This is a genomic window from Paenibacillus sp. J31R34 (assembly GCF_059383715.1).
The window spans coordinates 73,282-89,723 of the sequence record NZ_JBXENU010000005.1; the positions used below are offsets into that span (position 1 = coordinate 73,282).

Below are 16,442 nucleotides of genomic sequence, written 5' to 3' on the forward strand. Positions count from 1 at the left end.
CGAAAGGAATGAAGGAATGATTTCAGCGAAGCGGAGCATGCATATTAATTTATTTCTGATGAACACCGGGCATCATGAGGCGTCATGGCGCCATCCGGCAACAGATCCCCGCCGCATTACCGATTTGAATTATTATCGTGAGCTTGGACGAATTGCTGAACGGGGAAAGCTGGACTCGTTGTTTCTCGCGGACACCTTAGTGCTGCCTCCGACAGTTGAGCATAAAGTGCTGCATGGGCTGGAGCCGTTCACACTGCTGTCAGCCATCGCCGCCGTTACCGATAAGATTGGGCTGATTGGCACAGCCTCAACCACCTTTAACGAACCCTTTCATATTGCGCGCAAATTCGCCTCGCTGGACTGGTTAAGCGCTGGACGCGCTGGCTGGAACATTGTGACGACGGCAAGCGAAAGCGCAGCTTATAACTTTACGGATGAGGCTTTGCCGCCACATGACGAGCGCTACCGCAAGGCAAGCGAGTTCGTTGAAGTGGTGAAGGCGCTTTGGGACAGCTGGGAGGATGATGCGCTCGTTGCCGATAAGGCAAGCGGCTTATACGCCGATATGGCGAAAATCCATCCGCTTAATCATAAAGGCGAACATTTCGCGGTGCGCGGCCCGCTTAACATGCCGCGGTCCCCTCAAGGGCATCCGCTGCTCGTACAGGCGGGGTCATCCGAGGATGGCAAATCGTTCGCTGCGAGGGTGGCGGAAGCGGTATTCACTGCGCAGCCTACCTTCGAGAGCGGACAGGCTTTCTACGCAGACATCAAGTCGCGTATGCAGGAGTTTGGGCGGAGCCCGGACGAGCTGTGCATTTTACCGGGTTTCTTCCCGGTTATCGGAGATACGCTAGCTGAGGCGCAGGACAAGCAGCGTGAGCTGGATGAATTGACGATTGTTGCGTACGGGTTGAAAAGATTGTCGACACTGTTCAAGATCGATTTGACAGATTGTCCGCTCGATGAGCCAGTACCGCTCCATCTGCTGCCGCGTCATGAGGAAATCAACGGCAACCGAGGGCGCTTTGAGCTTGTTGAAGGCATGGCCCGCAAGGAAAAGCTGACGCTCAGGCAGTTGATTATGCGCACAGCAGGATCGCGCGGACATGCATCGCTTACGGGTACGCCGCTGCAAATCGCAGATGAGCTTGAGCGTTGGTTTGTCGGCAGGGCGGCGGACGGGTTTAATTTGATGCCTTCGCATATGCCGGATGGGCTGAGCGATTTCGTCGACAAGGTTATACCCGAGCTGCAAAATAGAGGCTTGTTCCGTACCGAATATACGGGAAATACGTTAAGAGAGCATTACGGGTTCAGCCGTCCAGCTGGCCGGCATAAGGTGGAGGCTCACATATGATGGGCGGCGGGAGCGAGAAGCGACAGCTGTACATGACCGTTGCAATAGATGGCCTGGATTACTTGGATTGCGTACAACTGGCGGAGGCGGCAGAGCGTGCTTGTCTGCACGCAATCCTTGTGCCTGACAGCAGCATGAGCCCGACGCCTAAGGAAGCAGCTGGGCTTGTCGGTCAACGGGCCTCGGCTAATGGTTATGCCGCGTCTTCTGCCGTGCTGGAGCCATTTACTTTGCTGGCCGCCTTGTCGGCTTCGACGAGTACGATTGGCCTCATTGCGGAAATCCATACCGCCTTCCATGAACCTTTTCACGCGGCGCGCAAGCTGGCTGCACTGGATTATATGAGCGGCGGCAGAGCAGGCTGTCTGGTGCTGCCGGGGCAGGAAAATGCCGCTGCAAATTTCGCTCGAACCGATCAGCAGCAAATGCGCCTGCCCTGCTACGAGGCTGCCGCAGCTGCGGAGTTTGGTGAAGCCTTGCGGCAATTGTGGGACAGCTGGGATGACGATGCGCTTATGTATGATAAGCAGGCAGGGCTGCAATTTGATGAAGCGAAGGTGCGCGAGGTCCATTATGCAGGACGCTATTACAGTACGCGTGGCCCGCTGAATATTGCTCGTCCCCCGCAAGGCTACCCGCCACTGGTAGCTCGAATCAGGGAGCAGGCGGACAAGCTTGCTGCTGCCAGCGGGGCAGACGTCATCATTATTGAGCCGCAATCGCTGGAGGAAGCAGCCGAGCTAGGATGCGAGCTGCGAGAGCTGCTGCGCCAGCAGGGAAGGCAGCCGGAGCAATGCCGGATTTTGGCCAGTGTGACGCCGGTTGTACAAAGCAGTGCCAACAACCATGCGGAATGCTCGCTGCGAATGGGTGGCGGCTTTGAAGGCGGGGCAATAGAGGTTCAGCATTCCCGTGAGGGAAATGCACAGCAATTAGCGGAATGGATGCGGAAGTGGCAGCTTTCAGGGGCGGTTGACGGTTTTCATATGGAGCTGCTGCCGCATGCTGCGCTTGACAGCTTCAGGTATGTTGAAGAACGGCTCATTCCAGAGCTGCAGAAAAGAGGGATATTTCGCCAGGCAGCGATTGATGGCGGGACGCTGCGGGATCAACTGGCGCTTCCAAGGCCGATTAATTCATTTCACGCCATGCGGTAAAGGGGGACGTTGCAACTGAATGAGGACAATCGCAAAATACGCTTAAATGTATTTGTACACGGAACGGGTCATCATGAGGCAGCTTGGCGGCATCCCGGCATGCAGCCGCGCCAGACGTTGGATATCGGCTATTACCGCCATCTTGCGGAGGTGGCCGAGCGCGGCATGATGGATTCTATTTTTGTCAGCGATGCCTATTTTGGAAAAATCAATAAGCTGGAAGCGACTACGCTGCTGGGGGCGCTGGCTGCTGCTACAAGGCATATCGGCCTCATTGCCACGGTTGGTACAACCTACTATGAGCCGTATCATCTCGCCCGACAAGCAGCAACGCTTGATCATATAAGCGGCGGCAGGGCAGGCTGGAATATTGTCACGGGAAGCGCCGATGAGACGGCCTTTAATTTTGGCCGAGCAGCCCATCCCGAGCATGGACAGCGCTACCAGTTGGCGAAGGAATTTGTTGAGGTTGCGAAGCAGCTGTGGGACAGCTGTGAGGAAGGAATCGCTGTTCATGCCGCTGGCTCTACCAACGGTGTTGGGGCTGCTCGACATTATGCGGTGAAAGGGCCGCTCCATGCTCCTCGTCTGCCCCAGGGCTATCCGGTGCTCGTCCAGGCGGGCTCCTCGGAAAGCGGCAAAGCGATGGGCGCGGAAATGGCCGACGTTATTTTTACAGCCCAGCAAGCCTTTGAAGCAGCCCGAACTTTTTATACAGACGTCAAAGGTCGTCTTCCGGCATACGGAAGAAAGGCTGGCGAGCTGTTGATCATGCCCGGGCTATGTCCGATCGTAGCGGATACGCTTGGGGAAGCCCGGGAGCTCGAAGAAGAGCTGAATCAGCTCGTTCATATGGAGGATGCGCTGAGGCGATTATCGCGGCGCTTTGCCGCAGATTTGTCCGCGTACCCGCTCGATGGCCCGGTACCGCTGCATTTGGCAAAATCGTCTGGCGAAATTAATTCGCTGAAAAGCCGCCAATCGCTGCTGCTTGAGCTCATCGAAGAGGAGCAAATGACGATTCGCCAGTTTGTCCACCGCTTTGCGAATGGGCGCGGCCACTATGCTTTTACGGGAACGGCAGTGCAGCTTGCAGATGAAATGGAAAAATGGTTTCACGGCGGAGCGGCGGATGGGTTTAATGTGATGCCGCAAATTTTCCCGAGCGGGCTGGAGGCTTTTGTGGAAAAGGTCATTCCTGAGCTGCAAAATAGAGGGCTGTTTCGAACAGCCTATGAAGGAGCATCATTGCGTGAGCGTTTGGGGCTTAAGGCGCCAGCTCCGCACTGCAAGGTCTAAGGTTAATTAGCCAGAGGAGTGAGCGCTATGGGAGAAACATCGTTGAATGGATCGAAGAGACTGATTGAGAAGACGATACACTACATGCAAACTCATTTTCATGACAAAATCGATATGGTTACGTTATCCTCAATGGCGGGACTGACTACAAGCTCATACTCCCGGCTGTTTAAACAAACGATGAAGGAGCCGCCAATCAAATATTTAACGAGATTGCGCATTGAGCGGGCCAAGCGCCTGCTTTACCATAATGCAGGTCCGGTTAAGGAAGTGTCTGCCGCAGTTGGCTATGGCGATGAATTTTATTTTAGCCGCATCTTCCACCGTATGGTGGGCATACCGCCATCCCGTTATGGCAAGCAGAAGGAGATGGGCAAGGAGGAAGGCAGCGTGATGAACGAGGAGCTGTTTAAATAAAAATAAAGAAGCTGCCCTGCAGGCTAATCGCCTGAGGGGCAGCTTCTTTATTCGGCGCTTGCTCTGATTTAAACTTCGTGCATATCCACGAAGGCATCGCGGACGCGATTCCAGAACGGGAATGGGCGATAGCGGGCGAAGCTGACCTTGCGGCTGGACACATTGCAGCGTATGGATAAAATGTCGCTGCGCAATATGCTGAGCTGGTCGATGGTCAGCAGCATCCGCTGGTTTTTCTTCGAGATAATGTCGCAGTGGTGATGCTGCGGCAGCAGCAGCGAAGAGCCCAGCGTCCGGAAAACGCGATTGTTAATGGAAGCAATCTCGGCAATTTGTATCGAGGCAATGGACGGATGGACGATAGCGCCCCCGACGCTTTTATTATAGGCGGTACTGCCTGAAGGCGTCGAAATAACGATACCATCGCCACGGAACATTTCGAAGGGCTCATCATTGACATTGATTTGAGCGACGAGCGTGCCGTCTACCCCTTTAAGCGTGAACTCGTTCAGCGCCATATAATGAAATTTTCCCTCGGTCGTCTCGACCTCGATTTCCGCGAGCGGATAGCGGACGATGCTAAGCTCCTTCTCGGCCATTAAAGCGACGAGCTCGGGCAGCTCATTTTTTTGCCAGTCGGCATAAAAGCCCAAATGTCCGGTATGTACCCCTACAAAGGCGACATCCATAATGCGATCAACATATTTGTGAAAAGCCTGCAGTAGCGTGCCGTCTCCACCTATGGATACGACAATTTCAGGCGCGTCGTCATTTCGGTTGAAGCCGCGCTCCGCCGCGAGCGTATGGAACTGTTCCGCCAGTGACTGGGATATAGAATCGCCTCTGTCGATAACGGCATATTTCAAGGAATGCAGCCCCTTTTCAAATCTTCTGGTTACGTTCCCTTAAATGATATCGGAATACAGCCGTAAATTCAATGTGCGCAGCACATTTCATCCGATAAATCTGGGTATTAGGGCCCGAGCCATCCCCATAACGCATAAACGAGCCCGAATGCGATAAAACCGTGCAGCAGCCTAGCGAGCATAAGCGGCTTGTAGCGCATATCGGTTTTGCTGACGAGGCTGGCTACTTGGGCGTGGACGGACAAGCCTCCCCATGACAGCACCCACGCTGCGATTGCCGTTTGATGCAGCAGGCCTGTGCCAGCTTCACCTGCGGCGCGAGCACCAAGGGTTACTTCAAACAGGCCGAAGATGGCGGCATCAGCGAGCGCGGGCGGAAGCCCAACCAGCTCGAACAGCTGCCGCAGCATGGCCGCAAGCACGGTAATCAGGCCGGCCGATGTCAGCATCTCCATAATGACGGAGAAAAAAACAACGAGGCCGCCGACGACGATCATAAGCCGCAGCGCTGATTGAATCGCCTCCTGCAGCAGCTGGCCGAGGCCTCGTCCGTCGAGCAGGCGTGCCTCATGCATCGCCTTCAGCGCTTCCGCAAGGCGAGAACGGCGCAGCGAGCGTGGGTGCTGCAAGTGCTGTGAGTGCTGTGAGTGTTGTGAGTGTTGTGAGTGTTGTGAGTGTTGCAAGTGCTGCAAGTGCTGCGAAGATGTTGTCGTATGCAGCGGCTGATGGCCTGCCGAGCCGGGCTTTGTGCTTGAATCGGACAGGCTGCTGCTGCGCCGGGTCTCGGTAATCGGCGCATGCGGATCGTGGAAGCGCATGAGCAGGCCGATGATGAGCGCGCCGCCATAATGGGCGGCGGCTAGCACAGGCGCCAAAGCAACATTGTGGAAGAAGCCGACGGATACGGCGCCGATTAGGAAGATGGGATCGGATGTCGTCGTAAAGGCCACAAGCCGTTCTCCCTCTGCACGGTTGATGAGCTGCTGCTCATAGAGCTTGGCTGTCAGCCTGGCTCCAACCGGGTAGCCGGATATATAGCCCATTGCTACAACGAAGCTGCCAATACCTGGAAGTTTGAACAGCGGGCGCATGAGCGGGTCCAGCAGCTTGCCGAAAAAATGGACGATGCCAAAGCCAAGCAGCAGCTCGGAAATGACGAAGAAGGGGAAAAGGGCAGGAAACAGCACCTGCCACCATATCGATAAGCCTCGCAGGGCAGATTCCAGCGCTTCATTTGGAAATACGGCCATTAACAGGGTAAGGAACACAGCGGCTAATCCTGTTAAGGCAGCGGGATGCGAGAGCGTGCGCAGCATGGTCAAGTCCTCCCCTCAAAATGGCGCTTCACAGTCAAAGGGACTTGTCCCGGTAAATAGGCAAGCAGCCCGTAGGCCCGGCAGAAGTCCTTTTATCATCTTTATGCAGAAACTAGGACATCCATCACTTGCAAAGGAGGAAAAGCCTATAAAAATATTTTTAGTCCCAGAAAGAAAACGCTTGCAAAAAGGGTAGACGCGGGATTATTTTATGGTACAATGGAATTACCTTTGAATGCTTGGAGTGATGAGAATGAGTATAATCGCTGGCATCCTCGTCTGTGCTTTCGTCTATGTAATTAGGGAATCGCTTACAGCACCAGGAGAAGAGGACTACGAAGGCTACCACTAAAATAAACCTTATACTTTCACAAAGCCCGCATATGGATATGCGGGCCTTTTTTCATATAACGGTTTGTAATGCTTACGCCAAATAACGTTCAACTTCAAGCGAAGCAAGCAGCAAGGGACCTATGCCCATATAATGGTCAGAAACGACCGCCTCGGAAATATAGTACTCGAACGAGCCATTGCGATCCTTGCTGAGCCCTGCGCCATGGCAAATTTGGTGAAGGTGGACACCTTGACTATCCTCTGTAACCAAGTGGCGAATAATGCCTTCATACCCTTTCAGCATGGCACCACGCAAGCCGGGCTCCAGATAGCGAAGACGCAAGCCTTTAGCCATTGCGTAGACGAACATGATTGAACCAGACGCCTCCAAATAATTGCCTCTCCGCTTTCCTTGATCTAGCACTTGATACCATAAGCCGCTGTCTTTATCCTGCACGTCAACTAGCGCATGGCACATCCTCTGAAAAATGCCGATAATCGTACCGCGTTTCGGGTGATCAATCGGGAAATGCTCCAGACAATCGACCAATGCCATGGCATACCAGCCCATCGCCCGGCTCCAAAAATGCGAAGACAGGCCGGTATTCGAATCCGCCCATTCCTGCTCCCCAGATTCATCCCAGCCATGATAGAGCAGCCCGGTACGCTTGTCGCGGGTTTTGCGCTCGACAAGCAGCAGTTGATGTGCAACCTCATTCAGCAGCTCCGGACGGTCAAATACTATCGCATATTCCGCCAGAAACGGGGAGGCCATATACAGCCCATCGAGCCACATTTGGAAGGGGTAAACCTTTTTATGCCAGAAGCCGCCCTCGGAGGTGCGGGGCTGGCTAATCAATTGGGCAGCCAATGTATCGGCGGCCTTCGAATAGCGTTTTTCACCCGTACTCTCATATTGAAAAAACAAGTTTTTGCCCTGGTTGATCTGATCCAGGTTGTATTCCTCCAGCGTATAGGTGCCAATCGTTCCGTCTGCTGCGATGTAGTGGTCCATATGAAGCTGCATGAAATGATAGTACCTTTTTTCGTCCAGTTGAATGCCCGCACGGGCCATCGCCATCAGCAGCATGCCCGGTACATAGGCCCAGCGCTCCAGTAGATAATGGTGAAAGCCGTCTGAGCCGCATTGGCTCATTAGGGTATCAGCTATCTTGCCCGCCCATCCTGTCAGACTAACCTGTTGTTGTTCCGTCATCGTTACGATCCCCTCCTGTATGTGTCGTTCACACCAGCAGCTGTTTTCGCAGCCAGGCGTAAGCAGCTGTTCCGTGGATTTCATGTCCGCCATCAAAAAAGACAGCTTGCACAGCATCTGGCGCTCCAGCTGTGCTGTAAATGCTGCGCAGCTCCGCATATGCCTGCCGTGCAGGCTCACGCGGGAATAAGTGGTCAACCGCCCCTGATTCCAAAAACAGCCCGCGCGGCGCAATCAGCCCGAGCAGCTCAGGCATTTCCGCCTCCAGCAGGACGCCCGGAATATAATTGTCCAAGCAGTGATTGCGGGTCAAAATGCTGCTTTCAAACAAGCTGGCATAACCGCTGACTACCGCGCAGCGGATTCTGTCGTCCATAGCAGCCGTAAAGCCTGCAACAAGCCCGCCGCCGGAAATGCCCATGATGGCAATGTTATTGGAATCCACATCGGCCCGTTGCTGCAAATAATCAATGACCCTGGAAGTTTCATGGACGCGCAAGCCTGCAAGCGTGCGGCCCGTCAGCAGCAAATGCGCGGCTAGCAGGAAGCAGGAGTTTTTTGCAGGTGAATCCGCAGCCTTGTCCTCATCCAGTCTACGGTCGCCGAAGCCAATGAGCTCAGGAGCTGCGACCACGTAACCTTCCTTTACAAGCGCGATGGCAAAATCTTTATGCAAGCCCGGGGTGCCAGAGCGTTCCGAGCCATCCGGTTCAAGCCCGACGATTTCATGGCTCCCGTAACCGTGGCCATGGCAGGCAATGACAGCTGGGGCGGGAAAAGTGGCAGGGCTATCCGGCAGCAGCACATACATGGACATCCGCAGTCCGTCTACCGTGGCGATTTCCACACGTTCCCGTACATAACCGTCGCATAGTGTTCGTTCCAGCAGGCGCGGCTCCAGAAGCTGCGGGCTGCTTGCGGCAAAATGACCGAGCCGTCGTCCAAATGCCGACTTAATATTTTCCCGGCGCTGCTCAGGATTTACGTCACCTCTGACAGACTGTCTATCTATCGCTGCGCGTTCAACCAGCGATTGCAAGTAGTGCTCAAGCTTTATGGACATGTGCTTCTCCTCTCATAATTAGCAGCCTAACGGATTAGTAGCCTTCGGGATGCCAGCCCTCGAAGATGGCGATAATGCGATAGTTGGCCGCTTCGTCTGCCCCAAGCTGCCTTGACCATGAAACGCGCGCTTCCGAAGCTGCTCCCGCTCCGAAGCTGCCAAACTCCTCATATCGGCTTGTCGCTTCGCGATCCGGCTGCCCCCAGTTATGCCAGCCTTCAGGTGTAATCGAGCCATCAATCGATGTGCGGATGAATGCAACATGGGCATAGGGCCGCCAAGGTCTGCCTAAATAAACGTCCACAACATTTTCGGCTCCGGTAATTTTGCAATCGAGGAATACATAGCCGAACGCGGCATCCTCGGGTGTCGAGGCGGCTGTAATATAGCCTCGGGAGCGTTTGTTATGCAAGTGGCAGCTCTCAAACACAGCCGTCGCTGCCCCGAAAATATAATCGACATCGCCCTCAATGTAGCATTCGCTATAATATTGTTTGCCTTTGCCCGTATACAGCGTGTCCTGATCACCCAGCAGCCTGACACGGCGGAATACAGCTCGATCCGCATCGACGAATGCGGCTACGGCCTGGCCTGTGCCGGGTCCGGAGGCGTTGCGAATGGTTACATTCTCCGCTGTGAATGCTTCTGCTAATACATTTAGCGTGCCTGAACGAAACGTTCCGAGCGGCTCCTCGTCCGGCCCTAGCGTATGGGCATTGTCTGACCAAGTCAGGATGGTTTTATCGCTGTCCTCGCCGAGCAGCAAAATAGGCGGGGCAGAGGCGGGAATCGTGACCTTCTCCTCATAGATTCCCGGACGGATGCGAATCGTGACCGTTTCGGCAAATCCCACTGGAATAGAGTCAATGGCCGCCTGCAAGCGGCTGTAATCAGCAATGCCTTCTTTGGATACGATAATCAGCATAGCGAGCGCTCCTTTCAAATAAGCGAGGTTTTATCTATAATGGGAGTTATTATTGCGAACCTTGCATCCATACGGAGGAATGCCCATGACCGCGTCCGATAGCCTTAATCCAAAATACCATATGGAAGACGGCAAACTGAGCATTCAGCATATGAAGCGCAAAGGCGCCACCGCGATGCCCCGTCCACACAGCCATGCATCGGTCGAGCTGTATTATCTGCTGGATGGCGAGCGTGTCTATTTTGTAGACGGGCAGGTGGTTACCGTGCACAAAGGCGAGCTTATTATGATTGCCGGGCATGAAATTCATGCAACAGCCAGCTCCGAGGTTGCGGAATTCGAGCGAATACTCATTAACTATGAACCGGTCATTTTGCCGCAAGCTTTGCAAAGGCTTGAGCTGCTGCTTCATGGACGGAGGTTTCGCGTATTTCCGCTTTCGCTGCGCGAGCAGGGGGAGACGGAACGCCTCCTTAACAAAATGCTGGATGAAAGCCGGCAGGAAAAGCCTTATTACGAATCCTTTTGCCTATCCTTGCTGGCGGAGCTGATCATTTTGCTAGGCCGCTTCGAGAATACGGCAAGCCGCTCAAATCCTTCTCGTTACTCGCTGCATAATAAGGTGTCTGAAATCGCCACTTACGTGCGGGAGCATTATCGTGAAGCTGTGACACTGGAGGGTACGGCAAAGCATTTTTATTTGAGCAGCTCCTATCTCAGCCGAATATTTCATAGGCTTACGGGCTTTCGCTTTCGGGAATATATCATTCACATCCGGGTTCTGGAGGCGCAGCGGCTGCTTGCGGGCTCCCGCCAGAAAATCCAGGAAATCGCTTTAGCTGTAGGCTTCGAGCATTTATCCCACTTCAATAAGACGTTTAAAAAAGCGACTGGCCTCACGCCGATGGAATACCGCAAGCAGGCGAAAAACGGACAGGCTTCGCCGCATCAGCCTTTGTAAGAGGTGCTTCTTTTGCCATCATTTTTACTGAGCGATACTAAATGCTAATCAATGATCGAATGATTGCATTGATAAAGCTGAATCTCGGGGAGCGCGGAAGTATGCAGCTTCAGCTTCTCCAGCTTTAATTGATCGGCATAGCGGGCGATCACCCCGTTTACAGCGGTTGCCTCCAGACCCTCAATCGTTAAGCCGCTAAGCGGCAGCTCGGGAAGCCCATTAATGAGCAAGGCTGTTGCAGCTCCGTGGCAGGCCAGCTCGCGCAGTGTAATATTGCGGAAGACGGGAGTCTCCTCTGTTACTTCAAAAAGCTGCTCATCGCAGCCCTCCGAGCCTTCCACCCCGGCATAAAAGAAATGAAAGGAAATAGCCTCGCGCACAATGTCCGTCATTTGAATTCTTTCCATTACAATATCTTCAACGACGCCGCCGCGGCCGCGCACGCTCTTGAAGCGCAGGCCAATATCCGTGCTGATGAACTGGCAGTCGGCTGCATACACGGCTTTGACGCCGCCTGACATTTCGCTTCCGATAACGATGCCTCCATGGCCATGGTAGACTGTGCAATGGCGTATCGTTACGAATTCGCAGGGCAGCGCCCGCCTTCTGGCTTCCTGACCCTTGCCTGACTTCAAACATATGGCATCGTCGCCAACGTCGAAGGTGCAATGCTCGATGAGCGAGTGGCGGCAGGACTCCAGATCAAGGCCATCTCCATTTTGGGAATACCAAGGGTTGCGTACGTTCAGCCGCAAGATCGTTACCTGCTCACAGTTATATAGGTGCAGGCACCACGCGGGCGAATTTTGAAACGTTGGCCCATCAAGCCGTACTCTGGAGCAGCCGCGCAGACTAAGCAGAGTGGGACGGAGGTAGGCTCTTGCTGGCAAATATGCCTCGCAAGCCATCACACCGCGCTGGTGCAGTCCATGTGCAAGTGCTTCTCCTTCCATCGCTTCAAGCGACGGCCACCAGAGATTGCCTTCTTCATTAACGGCTCCGCCGGATTTTAGCCGTTCATTCCACTGATCCTTGGTCATCTTAAAGCGCTTGACCGGACGCCAGCCCTGTCCGCCCCCATCGAAAATGCCTTTACCCGTAATCGCAATGTCCTCCAGACCCACACCCTCAAGCGGTGCTTGGCAGCGAACAGCCGATTCACCCTCAAAATGCGACTCCACCAGCGGATACAGCTCGGCCTTCGGCTCGAACAAAATGAGCGCGCCTTGCTGGGCGTGAAGCTCAATCCGGCTGTGAAGTCGCAGCGGTCCGGTCCGCCATATGCCGGGTGGAATGATTACCCGGCCACCGCCCGCTGCCGAGCAGGCGTCGATTGCCTGCTGGAACGATGCGGTGCACAGCGACAGGCTGCCCGGCGCAGCTCCATATTCCGTGACGAGGAAGCTGTTGTCTGGAATAACAGGCAATGCTGGAGTGGGATATCGCATTTTTTCCTTCGTATCCATTCGCCAATCCTCCTGCCTAGTCTGAAATCGGTTCGTAGCTGAACCAGTCGAAATCCGCATCGTGTACGCGCCCTGCACTAGTGCAGGCAGCATACATCCCCATGTAGGCGCCCGTAAAACCTCCGGCCTTGTCGGTACTGAGTAGGGTGCCGTCAGCTGCTCCGCCAAGCGGCAGCCAGTTTTGCGTCCCAGCTTCACGCCAGAAGAAGCTATAGCTTTGGCCAAGCGCCTCAGCCTTCAAATCCAGACTGTTCCCGCTGAAAGGACTTGCCGCGAGCACCGTTTCTTCTCCTTGCCTCCGCTCGGTAAGGCGGATTTCCGTTCTCCCGTCATAGCTGCCGTATTCTGCGCGGAATTGATAGTCGGCGTTTTGCAGCAAAACGATGCCCGCCACATCGCCAGCTTGCTCTGGCGCAAACTTCATGGTGGTTTCGGCACGGAAATTCATATGCTGCTGTCTGCGTCCGACGAAGGAAGGGTTGCTGTCGGAGGCAATGGAGTTCGGCTTCAGTTTAAGGCGCAAAGAACCCGGATTTTCCGTGAGACTCCAGAAATCGCCGCGCGGGGTGCGAAGGAAGTTCCAGATCGGCGCGAGCTCCGGCTGGTCGAAATCATCGCGGGCAGGCAGCTGCGGCCATGGCGTCTCTGGCAAGCTTGGAGCCAAAGCTTCCAGCTCCAAAATTCCTTTGCCGGGATTGACGACAGGCCAGTCCCGCTCCCATACAACGGGCACAAGGAAGGTTTCACGTCCCAAATTGCGGTAATAGCCGCCATATGGCCTGGAAGCGAGACAAAGCATCCACCAATCTCCATGCTGCGTTTCAATCAGCTCGCCATGGCCGACGTTGACAATGGGATAGCTGCGGCCTAGATGGCGATGGGTAAGAATCGGGTTGCCCTTATAGCCTTCATAGGGACCGGCGACCGATTCGCTGCGCGCAATTGTAATCGCATGGGTATGTCCGGTTCCACCCTCAGCGATCAATAAATAGTACCAGCTGCCGATTTTGTACAGATGCGGACCTTCCTGAGCATGGGCCACCTTGAGTGCGCCTTGCCAGATGCTCGTCTTCGGTCCGACCAGCTTCCCGCTCGCGAGATCCAGCTCTTGCAGCCAAATGTCCATATGCTTCGGGTAAAGCTGGCCTTCAGGGGGAAAGCGGTTCCCCGTATAATAAACCTTGCCATCTTCATCAAAAAACAAGGAAGGGTCTATGCCCGGCGAATCCTCCAGCCATACCGGATCGGACCAGCTTCCGGCGGGATCGGTTGCGGTGACATAGAAGTTATGGCATTCCTTGTCGTTGTCCACAAAGGTTGTAATCATATAATAGATCCCATTATGATAGCGCAGCGTCGGCGCCCAGATGCCTCTTGATGGAGCAATAGCATCCAAATTAAGCTGGGAAGGACGATCGAGCACATGTCCAATTTGTCGCCAATTGACCAAATCCTTGCTGTGGAAAATCGGAACTCCGGGGAAAAACTCAAAGCTTGAAGTAACCAAATAATAGTCATCTCCGACGCGTATCGCTGACGGATCGGGATAAAAGCCGGGGAGAATAGGGTTTTGGAACTTGCGCATGCTTTTTGCCTCCTAGCAGTAAATAAAATGTAAGCCCATACAAGTATAGTTCAAAAAAACATCATAATCTTGAAACTTTCATGCTCAATTTTATTATTTTTATACTTTCTTGTCATAATTGCATAAGTATCAAGCGGCAGGGCAGTTAACTTTCCTTGAAGAAATGTGTATAGTGGAAACTATAAAGGGGCGATAGCAATGGCAGGAGAGAAGCAACTGCAAGTCCGTTTTTTTATGAGCTTGGCGCTCATTTCTATTTGCTCGGTGCTCGTACTGGCCACGGTTCTATTTTTCTGGTTCCGAGAAAAAACGATAGACAATGTCAATAAGGCGAATGTGACCGTCCTTCTCAACACGGAGACGGTATTTATGAAGTATATGGACATGGTGCAAAATTACACGATGGACTTTTACCACAATCCCAACATTTATACCGTCATGCAGAGCGGTGACAACAGCTGGAGCGACCAGCTATATAGTGCGCTGAGCCAAATTCGCGGGACGCTGACGATCAACGATTATATTGAAAACGCTTATATTTTGGGGCCGGAGGCTCCCGTCATGATGTTTGAGAACAACCCGCTTAATGGGGCAGCGAAGCACGAGCTGTTCGAGCGGGTCCAGGGCAGCGAAATTAGGCATTCCCCGTTTGTCTGGAATGCGACGCTGAATAATGGGCAAAGCGAAACGATGATGACGATTTTTTATAATGATCGCGCTTTCAGCAGCAGCGAATACAATGGTGCCATCGCGATGACGATCAACCTGAGGAAGCTGCAGGAAAACCTATTTAATAAAAGCAATGAAGGAGATACACGCTATGCTGTTCTGAATGCCGATCGCATCGTGCTCATGCAAAGCAGTTCATCGGATCAAGCTTTCGACAGCAGGCTGCTGCAGCAAATTGTTTCTGTAGAGGGCAAGGAGGGTACGCTTGTATGGAAAACAGAAGGTGGCGACAAAAAGCTGATTACGTATCACCAGTCGCAAAATGGAGGGCTGTGGTTTATTTCAGAAACCTCCTATAAAAACAGCATACGCGACATCGCAAGCGCCCGCAATATAATGGTCGGGCTTTGCCTTGTACTGATCGCTGCTGCGTCTGCCGCTGCTGCCTTCGTGTCTTATCGCATGTACAAGCCGATAGGGACATTGTTTGGGACGATACGCAATTTATCCGACGATCGTCTTGCTTTTCCGCGTGGTGGCGGCTTTGATGAAGCCAATCGGGAGCTTGAGAAAATTGGTGATCGGGTCAAAGAGCTCAAGCAGGAAAATGAAGATAGCGCCCTGCTGCGCTGGCTTACGTCCCCTTACAGGGCTGGCGAGCATGTGCCTTCTGCGCTGCCCCCGATGAGTCAAACACACGATAATGGGGCGTTTTGCGTGGCGGTGCTGCATGTTGAAATGTCCAGCGGAGACGGCAGCCTGCCCGCCACAAAGTGGAGAGAGCATATCCGCAGTCTTCCAGAGCTGACGGAGCAGCTGTTTGCTGGGACGGGCACTTGCCGCGGCTTCTTCCCGCATCATGAGGCTGCTGTTCTAATAGTCAGCGAGACGGCAAGTGGCAGCTTCGGGGATTATGGGACATTCCGTGAGCGCTGGGAGCAGCTAAGCTATTCGATCAGGGAATGGGAGGGGGGAAGTTGCTCCATTGGCGTAAGCTCCCTATCTGCCGATTCCTTACAGCTGAAGCCAATGTATGACGAAGCCAGCAGCAGCCTTCAATATATGAAGCTGCATGAGCAACTGTCTCTTAGCTTTGCAGACGACATCATGCATTTGAACAGCAGCTCCGTACCTGACAGCACGCTTGAATTTGTGCTTCAAGCGGTCAGAAGCCAAGACCGGGAACTGCTGCCCAAAGCGGTTGAGCGTATGCTTGCAGTAGCATGCAGCTACAAAGTAGAGCAAGCGACGGTTGCGTTGTCCAAGCTGGCCTCCGATCTTCAGAAAATAGCGGAAACCGGTCTTGCCGAGAGCATGACGCGGCATGCGGATTTCCTCGATCATTATCAGCGGATTTGGCGTATACGCAGTCACGCTGAGCTGCGGGCCTGGCTGGAGAAGCTGTGTTTTGATGCATTTGGGAAGCTGAACGATTTAAATACGGTGCAAACCCGAAATTTGGCCAGCGAAGCCATCGCATATATCCGCAACCATTTCGGTGACCAGACACTTTCCTTGAATGGTCTTGCAGAGAAGCTGACGATTAGTCCGCCTTACTTGAGCCGCCTGATTACAGAAGCGACGGGCAGCAGCTTTCCCGATTTCGTCAATTTGGTCAGACTGGAGCATGCTCGCAGCATCCTCATTGCTGAGCTTGAACTCGACATCCGCCAAATTGCGGAACAATCAGGCTACAATAGCAGCACCTATTTTACAACGTTATTCAAAAAACGCTATGGCGTAACGCCGTCCAAGTGGCGCCTGAATTATATTTTGCACAAGGAAAATTGAAGATTATGGCGTCATCTA

At 53.5% G+C, this 16,442-nt stretch carries 13 protein-coding genes; 6 read left to right on the plus strand and 7 right to left on the minus strand.

From position 1 onward, the window contains the following. The first annotated feature begins 16 nt into the window (after nucleotides 1-16). From AC50YG_RS15370 to AC50YG_RS15385, 4 genes are read left to right on the plus strand one after another with little or no spacing between them, the layout of a single operon-like run. Nucleotides 17-1,360 carry an LLM class flavin-dependent oxidoreductase gene (locus AC50YG_RS15370; protein WP_494827908.1) on the plus strand — a complete coding sequence of 448 codons (1,344 nt, stop codon included), beginning with the start codon at nucleotides 17-19 and terminating at the stop codon, nucleotides 1,358-1,360. After that, a complete protein-coding gene (locus tag AC50YG_RS15375; protein ID WP_494827910.1) occupies nucleotides 1,357-2,517 on the plus strand; it encodes an LLM class flavin-dependent oxidoreductase in 1,161 nt (386 codons plus the stop codon). The genes AC50YG_RS15370 and AC50YG_RS15375 overlap by 4 nt, the downstream gene beginning before the upstream one ends. A 15-nt stretch (nucleotides 2,518-2,532) precedes the next feature. Next, nucleotides 2,533-3,816 (plus strand): LLM class flavin-dependent oxidoreductase, encoded by a 1,284-nt coding sequence (locus AC50YG_RS15380; RefSeq protein WP_494828188.1) that lies wholly within the window; start codon nucleotides 2,533-2,535, stop codon nucleotides 3,814-3,816. Between the two features lie 27 nt (nucleotides 3,817-3,843). Continuing rightward, a complete protein-coding gene (locus AC50YG_RS15385; RefSeq protein ID WP_494827915.1) occupies nucleotides 3,844-4,233 on the plus strand; it encodes a helix-turn-helix domain-containing protein in 390 nt (129 codons plus the stop codon). A gap of 68 nt (nucleotides 4,234-4,301) precedes the next feature. Here the strand turns inward: AC50YG_RS15385 and AC50YG_RS15390 are convergent, their stop codons facing one another. The 5 genes from AC50YG_RS15390 to AC50YG_RS15410 form a co-directional block, all read right to left on the minus strand. Next, nucleotides 4,302-5,099, minus strand: coding sequence for an NAD kinase (locus tag AC50YG_RS15390; protein WP_341279109.1), 798 nt, complete (start codon nucleotides 5,097-5,099; stop codon nucleotides 4,302-4,304). Between the two features lie 107 nt (nucleotides 5,100-5,206). Next, nucleotides 5,207-6,415: a sporulation integral membrane protein YlbJ gene (gene ylbJ / locus AC50YG_RS15395; protein ID WP_494827918.1), complete on the minus strand. Its 1,209-nt coding sequence runs from the start codon at nucleotides 6,413-6,415 to the stop codon at nucleotides 5,207-5,209. 424 nt (nucleotides 6,416-6,839) lie between these two features. Next, nucleotides 6,840-7,964: a glycoside hydrolase family 88/105 protein gene (locus AC50YG_RS15400; protein WP_494827922.1), complete on the minus strand. Its 1,125-nt coding sequence runs from the start codon at nucleotides 7,962-7,964 to the stop codon at nucleotides 6,840-6,842. 28 nt (nucleotides 7,965-7,992) lie between these two features. Then, entirely contained in the window at nucleotides 7,993-9,027 is a 1,035-nt protein-coding gene (locus AC50YG_RS15405) for a dienelactone hydrolase family protein (protein WP_494827924.1), read from the minus strand. Nucleotides 9,028-9,061: 34 nt separating this feature from the next. After that, nucleotides 9,062-9,952 carry a pectinesterase family protein gene (locus tag AC50YG_RS15410; protein ID WP_494827926.1) on the minus strand — a complete coding sequence of 297 codons (891 nt, stop codon included), beginning with the start codon at nucleotides 9,950-9,952 and terminating at the stop codon, nucleotides 9,062-9,064. Between the two features lie 85 nt (nucleotides 9,953-10,037). Between AC50YG_RS15410 and AC50YG_RS15415 the strand changes: the two genes are divergently transcribed. Beyond that, complete coding sequence (locus AC50YG_RS15415) at nucleotides 10,038-10,913, plus strand: helix-turn-helix transcriptional regulator (RefSeq protein WP_494827928.1); 876 nt, start codon at nucleotides 10,038-10,040, stop codon at nucleotides 10,911-10,913. A gap of 44 nt (nucleotides 10,914-10,957) precedes the next feature. Here the strand turns inward: AC50YG_RS15415 and AC50YG_RS15420 are convergent, their stop codons facing one another. Beyond that, nucleotides 10,958-12,379, minus strand: a complete 1,422-nt coding sequence (locus tag AC50YG_RS15420) for a glycoside hydrolase family 28 protein (protein WP_494827929.1) — start codon at nucleotides 12,377-12,379, stop codon at nucleotides 10,958-10,960. A gap of 16 nt (nucleotides 12,380-12,395) precedes the next feature. Next, nucleotides 12,396-13,964 carry a glycoside hydrolase family 43 protein gene (locus AC50YG_RS15425; RefSeq protein ID WP_494827931.1) on the minus strand — a complete coding sequence of 523 codons (1,569 nt, stop codon included), beginning with the start codon at nucleotides 13,962-13,964 and terminating at the stop codon, nucleotides 12,396-12,398. Nucleotides 13,965-14,162: 198 nt separating this feature from the next. Here AC50YG_RS15425 and AC50YG_RS15430 point away from each other — a divergent pair, with 198 nt between their 5' ends. Further along, nucleotides 14,163-16,424 (plus strand): helix-turn-helix domain-containing protein, encoded by a 2,262-nt coding sequence (locus tag AC50YG_RS15430; RefSeq protein ID WP_494827933.1) that lies wholly within the window; start codon nucleotides 14,163-14,165, stop codon nucleotides 16,422-16,424. The last annotated feature ends 18 nt before the right edge of the window (nucleotides 16,425-16,442 follow it).

Excerpts from the sequence above, each read along its gene's own strand:
- AC50YG_RS15370 (WP_494827908.1), top strand. The coding sequence starts at position 17 with ATGATTTCAGCGAAGCGGAGCATGCATATTAATTTATTTCTGATGAAC.
- AC50YG_RS15375 (WP_494827910.1), top strand. The coding sequence starts at position 1,357 with ATGATGGGCGGCGGGAGCGAGAAGCGACAGCTGTACATGACCGTTGCA.
- AC50YG_RS15385 (WP_494827915.1), top strand. The coding sequence starts at position 3,844 with ATGGGAGAAACATCGTTGAATGGATCGAAGAGACTGATTGAGAAGACG.
- ylbJ (WP_494827918.1), bottom strand. The coding sequence starts at position 6,415 with ATGCTGCGCACGCTCTCGCATCCCGCTGCCTTAACAGGATTAGCCGCT.
- AC50YG_RS15400 (WP_494827922.1), bottom strand. The coding sequence starts at position 7,964 with ATGACGGAACAACAACAGGTTAGTCTGACAGGATGGGCGGGCAAGATA.
- AC50YG_RS15405 (WP_494827924.1), bottom strand. The coding sequence starts at position 9,027 with ATGTCCATAAAGCTTGAGCACTACTTGCAATCGCTGGTTGAACGCGCA.
- AC50YG_RS15410 (WP_494827926.1), bottom strand. The coding sequence starts at position 9,952 with ATGCTGATTATCGTATCCAAAGAAGGCATTGCTGATTACAGCCGCTTG.
- AC50YG_RS15415 (WP_494827928.1), top strand. The coding sequence starts at position 10,038 with ATGACCGCGTCCGATAGCCTTAATCCAAAATACCATATGGAAGACGGC.
- AC50YG_RS15420 (WP_494827929.1), bottom strand. The coding sequence starts at position 12,379 with ATGGATACGAAGGAAAAAATGCGATATCCCACTCCAGCATTGCCTGTT.
- AC50YG_RS15425 (WP_494827931.1), bottom strand. The coding sequence starts at position 13,964 with ATGCGCAAGTTCCAAAACCCTATTCTCCCCGGCTTTTATCCCGATCCG.
- AC50YG_RS15430 (WP_494827933.1), top strand. The coding sequence starts at position 14,163 with ATGGCAGGAGAGAAGCAACTGCAAGTCCGTTTTTTTATGAGCTTGGCG.